General features: G+C 69.6%; 11 protein-coding genes and 1 riboswitch. Of the genes, 4 read left to right on the plus strand and 7 right to left on the minus strand.

The genetic code is table 11. The annotated features are described in order from the left end of the window. The 3 genes from paaC to paaE are packed head-to-tail and all read left to right on the plus strand — an operon-like array spanning nt 1 to nt 2410. Nucleotides 1–858: a 1,2-phenylacetyl-CoA epoxidase subunit PaaC gene (paaC, locus tag ACIBTM_RS23595; protein WP_395879233.1), complete on the plus strand. Its 858-nt coding sequence runs from the start codon at nt 1–3 to the stop codon at nt 856–858. After that, a complete protein-coding gene (gene paaD, locus ACIBTM_RS23600; RefSeq protein ID WP_037346628.1) occupies nt 852–1340 on the plus strand; it encodes a 1,2-phenylacetyl-CoA epoxidase subunit PaaD in 489 nt (162 codons plus the stop codon). The genes paaC and paaD overlap by 7 nt, the downstream gene beginning before the upstream one ends. Further along, nucleotides 1340–2410 carry a 1,2-phenylacetyl-CoA epoxidase subunit PaaE gene (gene paaE / locus ACIBTM_RS23605; protein ID WP_395879234.1) on the plus strand — a complete coding sequence of 357 codons (1071 nt, stop codon included), beginning with the start codon at nt 1340–1342 and terminating at the stop codon, nt 2408–2410. The genes paaD and paaE overlap by 1 nt, the downstream gene beginning before the upstream one ends. 1 nt (nt 2411) lies before the next feature. Here the strand turns inward: paaE and ACIBTM_RS23610 are convergent, their stop codons facing one another. From ACIBTM_RS23610 to ACIBTM_RS23620, 3 genes are all read right to left on the minus strand, one after another. Next, on the minus strand, nt 2412–3233 hold the full coding sequence (locus ACIBTM_RS23610; RefSeq protein WP_395879235.1) for a RimK family alpha-L-glutamate ligase: 822 nt from the start codon (nt 3231–3233) through the stop codon (nt 2412–2414). Nucleotides 3234–3266: 33 nt separating this feature from the next. Beyond that, on the minus strand, nt 3267–4565 hold the full coding sequence (locus ACIBTM_RS23615; RefSeq protein ID WP_395879236.1) for a gamma-glutamylcyclotransferase family protein: 1299 nt from the start codon (nt 4563–4565) through the stop codon (nt 3267–3269). A gap of 82 nt (nt 4566–4647) precedes the next feature. Next, nucleotides 4648–6231, minus strand: coding sequence for an ABC-F family ATP-binding cassette domain-containing protein (locus ACIBTM_RS23620; protein WP_395879237.1), 1584 nt, complete (start codon nt 6229–6231; stop codon nt 4648–4650). Nucleotides 6232–7133: 902 nt separating this feature from the next. Here ACIBTM_RS23620 and ACIBTM_RS23625 point away from each other — a divergent pair. Next, the gene (locus tag ACIBTM_RS23625; RefSeq protein ID WP_395879238.1) at nt 7134–8222 is read left to right on the plus strand and encodes a dihydrofolate reductase family protein; all 1089 of its coding nucleotides are present in this window, start codon (nt 7134–7136) and stop codon (nt 8220–8222) included. 204 nt (nt 8223–8426) lie between these two features. Here the strand turns inward: ACIBTM_RS23625 and cobN are convergent, their stop codons facing one another. The 4 genes from cobN to ACIBTM_RS23645 form a co-directional block, all read right to left on the minus strand. Beyond that, nucleotides 8427–12020 (minus strand): cobaltochelatase subunit CobN, encoded by a 3594-nt coding sequence (gene cobN, locus ACIBTM_RS23630; RefSeq protein WP_395879239.1) that lies wholly within the window; start codon nt 12018–12020, stop codon nt 8427–8429. A 53-nt stretch (nt 12021–12073) separates the two neighbouring features. Beyond that, a riboswitch (cobalamin riboswitch) is annotated at nt 12074–12146 on the minus strand. 52 nt (nt 12147–12198) lie between these two features. Continuing rightward, nucleotides 12199–12876: a response regulator transcription factor gene (locus ACIBTM_RS23635; protein ID WP_395879240.1), complete on the minus strand. Its 678-nt coding sequence runs from the start codon at nt 12874–12876 to the stop codon at nt 12199–12201. Then, nucleotides 12861–14312 (minus strand): sensor histidine kinase, encoded by a 1452-nt coding sequence (locus ACIBTM_RS23640; RefSeq protein ID WP_395879241.1) that lies wholly within the window; start codon nt 14310–14312, stop codon nt 12861–12863. Before ACIBTM_RS23640 ends, ACIBTM_RS23635 begins: the two co-directional genes overlap by 16 nt. After that, the gene (locus ACIBTM_RS23645; RefSeq protein ID WP_395879242.1) at nt 14302–14538 is read right to left on the minus strand and encodes a hypothetical protein; all 237 of its coding nucleotides are present in this window, start codon (nt 14536–14538) and stop codon (nt 14302–14304) included. The genes ACIBTM_RS23640 and ACIBTM_RS23645 overlap by 11 nt, the downstream gene beginning before the upstream one ends. Between the last annotated feature and the right edge of the window lie 18 nt (nt 14539–14556).

The raw sequence follows: 14556 nt of genomic DNA on the forward strand, positions 1-14556 counted from the left end.
ATGAGCTTCGACAACGCCTACGAGGCGATCACCGAGGAGAACGACTCCCGCTGGGCCTTCGGCACCGGGTTCGAAGACCCACTGTCCGGTGTGGACACCACGGTTCCGTCCGGTGTGGACGGTGCCAGGCTGGCGGCCTACTGCCTGATGCTCGGCGACGACGCGCTGATCTTCTCGCACCGGCTGCAGGAGTGGTGCACGAACGCGCCCGAACTGGAGGACGAGGTCGCGATCGCCAACATCGCGCTCGACCTGCTCGGCCAGGCGCGGCTGCTGCTGGCCCGTGCGGGCAAGGCCGACGGCAGCGAGCGTTCGGAGGATTCGTACGCCTTCTTCCGCAGTGAGCAGGAGTACCGCAACGTTCGCCTCGCCGAACTCGAAGGCGGGCACTTCGGGCATCTGATCGCGCGGCTGCTGGTGTTCTCGATCTGGCGGCTCGCCCTGTTGCAGCGTTTGCGGACCATCGTCGATCCGGTGCTGGCGGCCATCGCGGACAAGGGTGTCAAGGAAGTCGCGTACCACCGCGACTACGCCGCCCAGTGGGCCGTGCGTCTCGGCGACGGCACCGAGCTGTCCCACGCGCGGATGCAGGAAGGTCTCGACGCGGTCTGGCCGTACGTGGACGAGCTTTTCGCGGCGCACGAGGCCGAGTTCGTCGAGTCGCCGTCGCTGCGGCCGGAATTCGACGCGATCCTCGACCAGGTGCTGGCCGTCGCGACGCTGAAGCGTCCCGAAATCGGTACCATCGCCGGGGTTTCCGGCCGGATGGGCCGCGACGGCGTGCACACCGAGCGAATGGGCTACCTGCTGGCGACGCTGCAGAGTGTCGCCAGGGAACATCCGGACGCGACATGGTGACCGCGTACGCCGTGGCGGCCACGGTCACCGATCCGGAACTGCCGATGCTCACCCTCGCCGATCTCGGCGTGCTGCGTGAAGTGTCCGAAGAGGACGGCCGGGTGGTCGTCGCGATCACGCCGACCTACACCGGTTGCCCGGCGATGGACACCATGCGCGACGACCTCGTGCACGCGCTCACGGGCGCGGGTTACGGCGAGGTCGAGGTCCGCACGGTGCTGCAGCCCGCCTGGTCCACGGACTGGATCACCGAGGATGGCAAACGGAAACTGGCCGAGGCCGGGATCGCGCCGCCGGGGGCCGCGCCGCGGCGGACCGGGCCGATCCCGCTCACGCTGAGCCCGGCGGTGTCGTCGGTCCGCTGCCCGAACTGTGGTTCCGCGGACACCGAGGAGCAGTCCCGGTTCAGCGCGACCGCGTGCAAGGCCCTGCGCCGCTGCCGGTTCTGCCTCGAACCGTTCGAACACGTCAAGGAGATCTAGTGACAGCGACCCTGCGCCGCACGGGTTTCCACCCCCTGAAGGTGGCGGACGTCCAGCGCCTGTGCGACGACGCCGTCGCGGTGACCTTCGACGTCCCCGAAGATCTCGCGGACACCTTCAACTTCAAACCGGGCCAGTCGCTGACCCTGCGCCGCGAGATCGAGGGCCGCGACGAACGCCGCTCGTACTCGATCTGCGCGCCCGCCGGCGCCGCGCCGCGGGTCGGCGTCCGCGAGGTGCCGGGCGGGCTGTTCTCGTCGTGGCTCGTGCGCGACGTCAAACCCGGCGACGAGATCGAGGTCGCGCCGCCCACCGGCAGCTTCACCCCGGACCTGAACGTTCCCGGCCATCACGTGCTGATCGCGGCCGGATCCGGGATCACGCCGGTGCTGTCGATCGCGTCTTCGCTGCTCAGCGACTCCGACGCGACGGTGACCGTGCTCTACGGCAACCGCCGTACGGACACCGTCATGTTCGCCGACGACCTCGCGGATCTGAAGGACCGTCACCCCGCGCGGCTCGAACTCGTCCACGTGCTCTCCCGCGAGCCGCGCGAGGCCGAACTGTTCACCGGACGGCTCGACGTGGAGAAGCTGCGGCGCCTGTGCAGTGTGCTGATCCCGGTCGAGGACGTCGCGCACTGGTGGCTGTGCGGGCCGTTCGACATGGTGACCGGCGCGCAGGAACTCCTGCGTTCGCTGGACGTCGCCGAGGAGAAGGTCCACCAGGAGCTGTTCTATGTGGACACTCCGCCGGAGCCGGTGCGGCACGTCGACCCGGCCGTCGTGGGTGCGTCCAGCGAGGTCACGCTGGTGCTCGACGGCCGGTCGACGACGATGACGCTGCCGCGCGGGACCTCGGTGCTCGACGGCGCGCAGAAGTTCCGCCCGGACCTGCCGTTCGCCTGCAAGGGCGGGGTGTGCGGCACCTGCCGGGCGAAGATCTGCGACGGCAAGGTGGACATGCGGCGCAACTTCGCGCTGGAGAAGGCCGAAGTCGACGCCGGTTTCGTCCTCACCTGCCAGTCGGTGCCCGTGTCCGATTCGGTGACGGTGGACTTCGACGCCTGACTCAGGCGAAGCAGGCGCGGATCGCCTCGGCGTAAACCCCGCCTGCCAGCTGGAAGTTCTCCTCGCTGTGGTGGCTGAACCTCTCCAAGGAAACCCCGCTGTTCACTTCCAGCACCAGGAAATCTCCCTCGACGGTGACGATGTCGACCGTGGCGAAGCGCAAGGACAACGCGTCCATGGCGCTTCGCCCCAAGGTCGCCAGCCGTTCGGTGGTCAGTGGAGCCACGCACACCTCAGGCACCGCCCCGAAGTGCAGATTGTGCCGCCACTCCTGGCTGTCCGGCGCCCTTACCTTGCGGTAGGCGAGAAGCAGCTCGCCGTCCAGGAGAACGGCCCGGAACTCGTCCTCGACTTCGACGAGACGGGACCAGGCCAGCGCGCGGTAGCGCTCCGAGAGCGCGGAGACCAGGTCCTCCAGCTCGCCTTCCGTGCGGACACGGTGGACGTCACGACCGCCGCTTTCGGCGTTCGGCTTGAGGACGACGGGAAGTTCGCCAGGCCAGTCGACGGGCCGGTTACCCCGCCAGGTGGGCCGCCACAGGGACTGGTGGAGACAGGAAACGCCTGCCGCCCGCATGATGGTGGAACTCGCCGCCTTGTCGTCGGCGATCTTGGCCGCCACGACGTTGTTGACAGGGAAGGCGTAGCCGAGGACGAGCGCGCGGTCCGCGTCGCGGCGGATCTCCGCCAGCCAGTGGTCGGCGTGCCATGCGATCGTCCCGCCTGCTTCGGCGACGGCGTTCTCGAGATGGCGGACGAAGTGCCGGTCGGCCAGGCCGGATCTCGGCGGGTCGGCGTCGATCACGCTGCTGGGGCTGTTCACAGATTTCCCTCGTTCGGCGGGTGGGTTGTCGGTTCAGTGGCTCAAGCTCGCGCGGATGTCCAGCAAGGCGACGACCACCGTCGCGAGGACGGCGGTGGCGATCGCCATGAGACCACGAAGCAGGCTCGGCAGGGTGGGCGCGAACAGGGCCAGCAACTGGCTCAGTGATGCTATCCCGAGGAAGAAGGTCACCCCGTACTTGGCTATCCGCTGTTGCAGCAACCGGTGCACACTCGGCCGGACCAGGACCGGTCGATTCAGGAAGTCGCTCCGATCCGCTGGGAACCCGAGTTCGCTCCGGCATTCGCGGTCCAGGTGGACATGGTCGAAGCCGGGGTACTCACGGGGCTGGTCGGCGCGCTTCTCGGAAGTGTGGGCGCGGAGCTTGATCCTCTTGACGGACAGGACGCCGGATTCCTCACGCCACACGTTCAGGATCTCGACGTGCTCGCCCTCTTTGATGCCCAAAAGCGCCAGGCTGCGTTCATGGAGCACGCAGATCCTCTTCTCGCTGTCGATCCAGTTCGTCTGGTGGACGAGGAGGGTGAGGCTGCGCGGCCTGACCAGGTCGACCCGGTTCCGCACGCCGCTGAGCGGATGGACCACCGCCGTGTAGCCGTAGCAGTTCTGTCCGATCATGCCCAAGGCATGGCGGAGGTTCTGGTCCATCTCGCAAGAGTTCTCGGCGACCTCTTCGGCGGAATCGAGGGCGGCCACGGTGACACGACCGTCGAACTCGACGGTGGCCAGTCTGCTCTTCACCTTTCCCAGGGTCCGCGGATTGACCCGGACGAGGTAATGCCCTCCCGGTCTTTTCTGGACGTTCGTACCGGAGACCAGAAGTCCTTCACGTAGCGGCGGGGCGCTCACCTCCATCGCTCGCTTCCTCAGCCAGCGCAGAAAGGCGGCGTAGGCGGGGAACTTCAGATCCTCCGCCTGGGTGATCATGGCGGAGAGGTAGTCCGCCGAAGGGATCTGTTCGACCTCCGAAGGCGACGTGACGACGAAGGAAGTGGCGGTCCGGCTTTTCTTGTCCGCGAAGGAGAACACGGTCACCTGGACGGCGCGATAAGCGGGCTCCTGCATTAGCGCGCCCTCTTTGCGCAGGATTCCCTTCCATTCCTTTTCGGGTACCTCGTAAAGGACCCCCATCACCATGAAGCCCGGTGCGGCGACGATGTCGGCGACGCCGGTGCCCGTCCGCTTCGACCGCCGTCCGAACCGGATCCGGTGATCCGACAGCCTGGCCTTGCCGACGCGGGTCGCCGTAGGTGCTCTGTCGAGGACCACAGGTTCGGACATGTTGCTGCCGTAGGCGAAATACAAGACCACGATCGCTCCAGGGGCAGACAAGCCGATGCTTCACGGTCACCTGCAAGTCGGGATCGAGGTCGCCGGTGTTACTCGCGCGCGTTCACCCGGCCGGGGGCTGTCCGGGCTCAAGCCACCGCGTGATGCCGATGTCCTTCAGGAACGGCCGGTCGTGGCTCGCCACGATCAGCGTGCCCCGGTAGGCCAGCAGTGCCTCGGTGAGCCGCCGTACGCTCGCCAGGTCGAGGTTGTTCGTCGGCTCGTCGAGCAGCAGGAGCCGCGGCGCGGGTTCGGTCAGCAGCAACGTCGCCAGCGCCGCCCGGAACCGTTCCCCACCGGACAGTGCCGCCACTTCGCGGTCGGCCGTCTTGCCCCGGAACAGGAAGCGCGCGAGCCTCGCGCGGATCTCGTTGTCCGTGAGCGACGGCGCGACGAGCCGCACGTTGTCCACAATGGACAAGGCGTCGTCCAGTACGTCGATCCGCTGGGGGAGCAGCCTCGCGGGGACGAACAGCCCCACCTCGCCCGACTTCGGCGGCAGCTCGCCGGTGATCGTCCGCAGCAGGGTGGTCTTCCCCGAACCGTTCGGGCCGACGAGCGCGATCCGCTCGGGGCCCATGACGTGCAGGTCCACCGCCGGGCCGAACCGGGGTACGGCGTCGATCCGGAGCACGTCCGTTCCACGCGGGACCGTCGTCTCCGGCAGCTCGACGCGGATCTCGGCGTCCTCCCGCACCAGTTCCTCGGCGGCTTTCAGCGCCTCGACGGCGCCTTCCAACCGGTCGGTGTGCAGGTTCCGGTACTTGCCCGCGGCGATCTGCGCGTCCTCCTGGCGTTTGCGCATGCGCCCCTTGGGTTCGCGTTTGGTGTCCCACATCTTCTGGCCGTAGCGGGCCCGCCGGGCGAGTTTGATCCCGGCCTCGACCAGCTCCCGCTTCTGCCGTTTGACGTCCGACTCCGCCGCGCGCACCTGCCGCCGCGCGGCTTCCTGCGCGACCTCGACGGCGTGTTCGTAGTCCGCGAGGTTGCCGCCGTACAGGGTGACCTCGTGGTCGCGGACCTCGGCGATCCGATCGACCAGCCGCAGCAGGTCCCGATCGTGCGAGACCACCACGAGGATCCCGCCCCAGCCCGCCACCTCGCGGTGCACGAGTTCGCGGGCCCGCAGGTCGAGGTTGTTCGTGGGCTCGTCGAGCAGTAACGCGGCAGGACGGCGCAGCAGCAGGGCGGCCAGCCCGAGCAGCGTGAGCTCGCCGCCGGACAGCTCGCCCGCCAGCCGGTCCAGGCGGACGGCGCCCAGGCCGAGGCGGTCGAGGATCGCGCGGATGCGCTCCTCGACGTCCCAGTTGTCGCCGATGGTGGCGAAATGCTCTTCGGCGGCGGAACCGTCCTCGACGGCTCTGATCGCCGCGCGGATCGCGGTGACGCCGAGCACGTCGTCGACGCGGCGTCCGGTGTCGAGGACGAGGTTCTGCGGCAGGTAGCCGAGGTCACCCGGTGCGGTGATGGAACCCGTCGTGGGCCGCAGCTCGCCGGCGAGCAGCCTGAGCAGCGTGGACTTACCGGATCCGTTGGTGCCGACCAGGCCGGTGCGTCCGGCGCCGAGGGTGAGCGAAAGGCGCTCGAACACCGGTGCGCCGTCGGGCCAGGTGAAGGTGACGTCGGAAAGCGTCAAGGAAGAAGACATGAGACTCCCTGCGAAGGAGGTGGATGAGGGCGCAGGTTCGTCTCAGAAGATCACCGCGACAGGGTAGCCCGCGGGTGGCCGCGTGGCGATCGATTTTTCCGGAGCATGGGGGGAAGGTGGAGGCCGGTCGCCGTTTCGTGGCGACAGGGGCAGGACGGACGATCCACCGTGGCACCCGGTTTGGGTCCGTTCGCTCTGTGCCGCGCGTTCGCTTTCCCGCGGCTGTCGCCCTGGGAGGACGACGGCGTGAAGCTGGTCCAGTTCTGGATCATGCGATTGCCGCCATCGTCGTCGATATTCGGTAATGGCGGCCAGTGTGTCGACCGTTGTCGCACTGTCGTGGTGCTCTGTGGCTAGTGGTTTCCGGATTTTGGTGGCGGCGCCGGTGTCGTTCCGCGGCTTGCGCGAGCAGTCGTTGCCGGATTTCGGCGACGTGCGGGTGTTGGTGTGGGTCGCCTGGTTTCGGGTCGTTACCCGGATTCCGCGGGCGGTTGTCGCGGGATTCCGGCGACGGAACGGGTGTCGGCTTCGGTTGCGTGACTTCGGGTCGTTCTCCGGTTCCGGCGGGCAACTGTCGTCGATTTCCGGCGACGGCACTGGTGTGTCGGCCCCGACGGGACACGGGGACACACTCCGGGGCCCGCTGGCGACCGTCGTCGATTTCCGGCGACGGCACTGGTGTGTCGACTCCGGCGCGACACGGGGACACACTCCGGGGCCTGCGGGCGGCCGTCGTCGATTTCCGGCGACGGCACTGGTGTGTCGGCCCCAACCCGACACCGGGACACACCCCGATCCCCGCCCAGCCGTTGCCGGATCCCGGCAACGGAGGCCTTGCCACAAACCCCACCGCCCCGAGACACGGTCTGTCACCTCGGCGACCGGCGGGCATACTGGCGGGCGTGATCGAACGCCCTCATGTCCTGCTGTCCGCCGCGGTCTCGCTCGACGGCTACCTCGACGACGCGAGCGACACCCGGCTGGTGCTGTCGAACCAGGAGGACTGGGCCAGGGTGGACGGGCTGCGCGCCGCGTCGGACGCGATCCTGGTCGGCGCGAACACGGTGCGCGCCGACGATCCGCGGTTGCTGGTGCGTTCACCGGAACTGGTCGCGCAACGGGTCGCGGCCGGTCGTCCGGAGCAGCCGGTCAAGGTCACCCTCACGCGGAGCGGATCACTCGATCCGGCGGCTCAGTTCTTCACCGTGGGCGACACGGAGAAGCTCGTCTACGCGCCGCCGGGTGTCGTCACGGGTGTGAAGGCGACCGTCGTCGAACTGTCCGGCCTAAGCGAAATGCTGGCGGATCTCCACGCGCGCGGCGTCCGGCGGCTGATGGTCGAAGGCGGCGGCGCGATCCACACCCAGTTCCTCACCGAAGGCCTGGTCGACGAACTGCATCTGGCCGTCGCGCCGTTCTTCGTCGGCGATCCGCGCGCGCCGCGTTTCGTCGGCCCGGGCGCTTTCCCGCGCGGACTGACCCTGGCCGGGACGACGAGGCTGGGTGACATCGCCGTCCTGGAATACCACGCGACGCCGGAACCGTCCGATGTGGACATCCTGCGGCTACGTGAGGCCATCGCGCTGGCGGATAACTGCCCGCCGCGCACCTTCCGCGTCGGAGCGGTCATCGCCGCCGCCGACGGCGAAGTGATCTCCACCGGTTTCTCGGGCGACGGCGATCCCGCCGATCATGCCGAAGAAGCCGCGCTCGCCAAACTCGAACCAGGGGATCCGAGGCTGGCGGAGGCGACGATGTACACGTCACTGGAGCCGTGCAGCTCGCGGACGTCACATCCGCGAAGCTGCACCCAGCTCATCCTCGACGCCGGCATCCCGCGCGTCGTTTTCGCGTGGCGCGAGCCGTCGGTGTTCGTCGACTGCGTCGGCGCCGAGACACTGGAGGCGGCCGGACGCCGGGTGATCGAGGTACCCGCCCTCGCCGCCGACGTCCGCCGCGCGAACACCCATATCCCGGGTGTCCACCTCTGAGCTTCTACTTGCAGGCGTCGCAGCAGCCGCAGCCCTGACCGGTGCACGCCGAGCAGCAGCCGTGGCGAAGCACGACCTTCAACAGACGCTTGATCATCGCTGTCCTCCCGATCATTGACGTCCCACCGCCCTTGTCACGCTAAGTTCTGCGCATATGACAGTGGTACCGCCGGGAGTGCTATGGGCTTGCTCCAGCGGGTGAAGTCAGGATTCGAGGTCCCCCTCCAGCGATAAGTAGACCTCGCGCAGCTGCGCCAAAAGATCGGCGTCCGGCTCCGCCCACAGTCCCCGATCGGCAGCCTCGTTCAGCCGCTCGATGATGCCGCGCAACGCCCACGGGTTGGCCTGGCGCAGGAACTCCTGGTTGACCTCGTCGAGCACGTAGGACTCGGTGAGCTTCTCGTACATCCAGTCGCCGACCACGCCCGCGGTGGCGTCGAAACCGAACAGGTAGTCGACCGTCGCAGCCAGCTCGAAGGCGCCCTTGTAGCCGTGCTTGCGCATGGCCGCCAGCCATCGCGGGTTGACCACGCGGGCCCGGAAGACGCGGGCGGTCTCCTCGCCGAGGGTGCGGGTGCGGACGGCGTCCGGGGTGGTGCTGTCGCCGACATAGGACGCGGGCGCGGTCCCGGTCAGCGCGCGGACCGTCGCGATCATCCCGCCGTGGTACTGGAAGTAGTCGTCGGAGTCGGCGATGTCGTGCTCGCGGGTGTCGGTGTTCTTGGCCGCGACCACGATCCGCTTGTACGAGTTCTCCATGTCCTCGCGCGCCGGCCTGCCGTCGAGATCGCGGCCGTAGGCGAATCCGCCCCAGACCGCGTAGACCTCGGCGAGATCCTTGTCGTCGCGCCAGTTCCCGGAATCCATCAGCGGCAGCAGGCCCGCGCCGTACGCGCCGGGTTTGGAGCCGAAGATCCTCGTGGTGGCCCGGCGTTCGTCCCCGTGCGCGGCCAGATCCGCGCGGGTGTGGGCACGGACGAAGTTCTGCTCGTCCGGCTCGTCGAGGTTCGCCACCAGGCGCACGGCGTCGTCCAGCAGGGTGATCACATGCGGGAAGGCGTCGCGGAAGAATCCGCTGATCCGCACGGTGACGTCGACGCGCGGGCGGCCGAGTTCGGCGAGTGAAATCGCCTCGATGCCGGTGACCCGCCGCGACGCCTCGTCCCAGACCGGCTGAACACCCAGCAGGGCGAGGACTTCCGCCGCGTCGTCACCCGACGTGCGCATGGCGGACGTACCCCAGACCGAGAGCCCGACCGAACGCGGCCAGTCGCCCGTGTCCTCCTTGTAGCGGCGAAGAAGCGAGTCGGCGAGCGCCTGTCCGGTTTCCCACGCGAGGCGGCTCGGGATGGCCTTCGGGTCGACGGTGTAGAAGTTGCGGCCGGTCGGCAGCACGTTGATCAGGCCGCGCAGCGGCGAACCGCTGGGGCCCGCCGGGATGTAGCCGCCGTCGAGCGCGTGGAGCACGGCGTCGATCTCGGCGCCGGTGCCCGCCAGGCGCGGCACGATCTCGGTGGCGGCGAAGGTCAGCACGCGGGCGACCTCCTGATGTTCCGGCACCTCGGCGACGACCTCGGCGACGACCTCGGCGACGGCCGATGGAGACCAGTCCCTGGCCTCCATCGCCTCGACGAGCGACCGGGCCTTCTGCTCGATCGCGTCCACTTCGGACAGTGGTGTGTCGCTGTTCTCCTTTAGCCCCAGCGCGGAACGTAGACCCGGGACCGCGCCCTGCTTGCCGCCCCACATCTGCTGGGCGCGCAGCATGGCGAGCACGAGGTTGATCCGCGCCTCGCCGACCGGCGCTGCACCGAGGATGTGCAGGCCGTCGCGGATCTGGGCGTCCTTCACCTCACAGAGCCAGCCGTCGATGTGCAGCAGGAAGTCGTCGAATTCCGCGTCGTGCGGGCGTTCCTCCACACCGAGGTCGTGGTCCAGTTTCGCGGCCTGGATCAGCGTCCAGATCTGCGCGCGGACCGCGGGCAGCTTCGCCGGGTCCATCGCGGCGATGTTGGCGTGCTCGTCGAGGAGCTGTTCCAGCCGGGCCATGTCGCCGTAGCTCTCGGCACGGGCCATCGGCGGGATCAGATGGTCGACGATCGTGGCGTGCGCGCGTCGTTTCGCCTGCGCGCCCTCGCCGGGGTCGTTGATCAGGAACGGGTAGATCAGCGGCAGATTGCCGAGGACGGCGTCCGGCGCGCACGAGTCCGAGAGACCCGCGGTCTTGCCGGGAAGCCATTCCAGCGAACCGTGCTTGCCGAGGTGGACGACGGCGTGCGCGCCGAATTCCTCCTCCAGCCAGCGGTACGCGGCCAGGTAATGGTGGCTCGGCGGGAGGTCCGGGTTGTGGTAGATCGCCACCGGGTTCTCGCCGAATCCGCGCGGCGGCTGGATCATCAGGATGACGTTGCCGGATTGCAGCGACGCCAGGACGATGTCCCCGTTGTCCACATAGAGCTCACCGGGAGCGGGGCCCCAGTGCTCCTCCATGCCCTCGCGCAGTTCCGCGGGCAGCTCGGCGAACCAAGCGCGGTACTTGTCGGCGGGCACGCGGATCGGGTTGCCGGACAGCTGTTCTTCGGTGAGCCACTCCGGATCCTGCCCGCCCGCGGCGATGAGCGCGTGGATCAGGGCGTCGCCGTCGGGCTGGTCGGTGCCGGTGGGCTCGACGCCGGGGAACGGATCCTCGCCGAGGTCGTAACCCTGGTCGCGCATGCGGCGCAGCAGTTCGATCGCGGACGCGGGCGTGTCGAGGCCGACCGCGTTGCCGACGCGGGAGTGCTTCGTCGGGTACGCGGACAGCATCAGCGCGATACGGCGTTCCGGCGGGGGAGTGTGGCGCAGGCGGGCGTGCGCGAGCGCGATCCTGGCGACCCGCGAAGCGCGCTCGGCGTCGGGAACGTACTTGGGAAGGCCGTCGTCGTCGATCTCCTTGAAGGAGAACGGGACGGTGATGAGACGGCCGTCGAACTCGGGGACGGCCATCTGGTTGCCCGCGTCGAGCGGGGAGAGGCCGTCGTCGTTCGCGGACCAGGTCTCGCGGTCACTGGTGAGGCAGAGCGCCTGCAGGATCGGGATGTCGAGCGCGGCCATCTCGGCGACGTCCCACGCCTCGTCGTCCCCGCCCGCGCCGACCTCCGACGGCTTCGTGCCGCCGGCGGCCAGCACGGTGACCAGGAGCGCGTCGGCCTTGGCCAGTTCGGCCATCATCTCCGGCTCGCGGCTGCGCAGGGAGGCGCAGTGGATCGGGAGCGCGCGGCCCCCGGCGTCCTCGACCGCGTCGGAGAGGGCGTGGACGAACTCGGTGTTCCCGGACAGGTGATGCGCCCGGTAGTAGAGGATCGCGACGACCGGGCCCTCGCTGCGGGTGCTCTCTCGTTCGAGGACACCCCACAGCGGCTGCACGGCGGGCGGCTCGAAGCCGTCACCGGTGAGCAGGAGCGTGTCGCTCAGGAACCGGTGCAGCTGGGTGAGGTTGGCCGGGCCGCCCTGCGCGAGATACGCGTGTGCCTCCGCCGCGGTGCCCGCCGGGACGGTGGACAGCTTCATGAGCTGCGCGTCCGGCGTCTGCTCGCCGCCGAGGACCACCACGTGCGCGCCGCTCGCGCGGACCGTGTCGAGCCCTTCCTGCCAGCTGCGTTCGGAGCCGAGGATCCGGACGACGACGATCTTGGCGCCGTCGAGCAGGGCGGGCAGCTCGGCGAGGTCGAGGCGGGCCGGGTTGGCCAGCCGGTACTCGGCCTCGCTGGAGCGGGCGCTGAGCAGGTCGGTGTCCGAAGTGGACAGAAGCAGGATCACGGCAGTCCTCACTCGGGGTGTCCGCGCCCCGGGTCGGGTGGTCGCGACGGCCGGAGTTCCTGGCTCCCCTCCCGTGCCGGGAGGGTGACAGTGGCGGGACCGCCCCGGACTCTCACCGGGTTCCTCCCTCTGCCGTCGCATGGGTCGGAGTTCACTCTCCGGTGCGCTCCGGCGGGAGTCAAGGTGATGTGCGACCGGGGTCGAACGCGTAACCCATACCGCGCGCGGTGCGGATGTGGCCGGCCCCGATCTTGCCGCGCAGGGTGCGGACGTAGACGTCGACGATGTTGGAGCCGGGGTCGAAGTCGTACCCCCACACGTGGGAGAGGATCTGCTCGCGGGTCAGCACCTGGCCCTGGTGGCGGATGAACAGCTCCAGGAGGGCGAACTCGCGCGAGGTCAGGTCGACCCCGGCGCCGTCGACGTCCGCGCGGCGCGTGCGCAGATCCAGCGACAGCGGGCCCGCGTGCAGCACGGTGGTCTCGGCGACGAGTTCGGTGCGGCGCAGCCGGAGCCTGATCCTGGCCAGCAGCTCGTCGAAGCGGAACGGTTTGGCCATGTAGTCGTCCGCGCCGCCCTCCAGCCCGGCCAGCGTGGTCTGCGGCGAATCGTGTGCGGTGAGGATGACCACCGGGGTGGTGTTGTGGTGTTCGCGCAGTGTCCGCAGCACGGACAGACCGTCGCGGGAGGGCAGGCCGAGGTCGAGCACCAGCAGGTCGTAGCCGTCACCGAGGGCGTACTGGAGGGCCTGCTCACCGTCCGCGACGACGGTGGTGGTGAAACCGTTGGCGACGAGCCCCTTGCGGACGAACGACGCGATGCGCTCCTCGTCCTCGGCGATCAGGATACGGGCCACGGCGTGCCTCCTTCGGCTGGATGAACAGGGATTTCGATGGTGAACCGGGCGCCGTGCCCCGGGGCGGATTCCAGGCGCACCAGGCCGTGCTGGGCCTCGGCGATGGCGCGCACGATCGCCAGCCCGAGCCCGGCACCGCTCCGATGGCCGCCCGACGGACCCCGGTCGAACCGCTGGAAGATCCGCTCGGCGTCCTCCCGCGGTACCCCGGGGCCGTGGTCGGCCACCCAGAACGACACGGTGTCCTCGGACACGGCCGAGCCGATCAGGATCTCGTCGCCGTCCTCGGTGTGCTGGACGGCGTTCTGGGCCAGCTGCACCACGGCCTGGGTGGTCCGCTGCTCGTCGAGCGGCACCTGGCCTTCGCCGAGCGCCTCCAGCCGCCAGCGACGATCGCCGATGGTGCGGACCTTGGCGTAAAGGTCGCTGGTCAGCTCGGTGACGTCGGTGGGGGCGAGTGCGATGAAGTCGGGCTGCTCGGCCTTGGCCAGCAGCAGGAGATCGCCGACGATGCGGTTCATCCGGTCCAGCTCGTCGACGCACAGCCGGATCGCCTCGGCCCGCGCGACCGGGTCGTCGTCGAGCAGTTCGAGATGGCCGAGCACGATCGTGATGGGCGTCCGCAGTTCGTGGCCGGCATCGTCGAGGAAGCGCCGCTGGGTGGCGAACGCGAGGTCGAGCCGGTCGAGCATGGCGTTGAACTGTTCGGCGAGCGCGGCGACGTCGTCGCGGCCGTCCACCGGGATGCGGCGGGTCAAGTCGTGTTCGGTGATCTCGGCGGCGGCGCGGCGCACCAGCCGCACCGGGGCGAGGATCTGCCCGGCGACCAGCCACGCCGCGGCCCCGGCCAGGACGAGCCCGAGCAGCCCGACGAACAGCAGGGTCCGCACGGTGGTGGCGATCTCGGCGCGGTCGCGGTCCACGAAGTAGCCGACGACGAACGAACCGCGGTCGCCCTCGCGGGTGCCGGACGCGTCGACGCGGATCCAGCGCATCTCCCCGGCCGGGGTCTCGACGGTGCCGCTGCGCGCCGGGTCGGCGAGGATCGGGTTCAGCAGCCCCGGGCTCTCGCCAAGCCGGAACGGCTCCTCGCGGTCCTGCAGGATCGGCCCGGACGACGGCGTCCAGGCCAGCACCACTTCGTCGTCGTCGACGTACTGGCGCCGCAGATGCGCCGACAGCGCGGACCGCACGTCCGGGAACGGCTGCCCGGTGGCGCGGTCCACCCCCTCGGCCAGCACCTGGCCCAGCTCGGCGGCCTCCTGTTCGAGCGCGGCGTTGACGTCGCTGTCGACCTCGCGCAGCAACAGGTTGTAGGTGACCAGCGTCGTCGACACCGTCACCACGGCGACGAGCAGCAGCAGCCAGCCCATGATCCGGATCCGCGCGGGGACCGCCCGCATCCTGGGCCGCCGCCGGCGGGGTTCAGTCGTCACTCTCGTCGTCGTCCTGGTCGTCGCCCGGTGGGACCACCGGGGGTGGTGGCACGACCACCGGCGTGGAACTGCTCGGCGGCGGGGGCGGCGCGGGGTGATCCCGCAGTTTCACCTCGATCGGTGCCCGCGGCGCGGGCGGCTCCGGCCACGCCCAGGTGACCGCCGCCGCACCGAGCGGGAGCGCCACGGCGGCGATGAGCAGGGCGATACGCGGCGAACGGGTCATGGCTCCACCCTTCTGGTC

Source organism: Amycolatopsis sp. NPDC049868 (assembly GCF_044461365.1).
Lineage (GTDB): Bacteria > Actinomycetota > Actinomycetes > Mycobacteriales > Pseudonocardiaceae > Amycolatopsis.

Bases quoted from the DNA above. Each gene is read 5' to 3' on its own strand.
- paaC (WP_395879233.1), top strand. From the start codon at position 1: ATGAGCTTCGACAACGCCTACGAGGCGATCACCGAGGAGAACGACTCC.
- paaD (WP_037346628.1), top strand. From the start codon at position 852: ATGGTGACCGCGTACGCCGTGGCGGCCACGGTCACCGATCCGGAACTG.
- ACIBTM_RS23620 (WP_395879237.1), bottom strand. From the start codon at position 6,231: ATGTCTTCTTCCTTGACGCTTTCCGACGTCACCTTCACCTGGCCCGAC.
- ACIBTM_RS23645 (WP_395879242.1), bottom strand. From the start codon at position 14,538: ATGACCCGTTCGCCGCGTATCGCCCTGCTCATCGCCGCCGTGGCGCTC.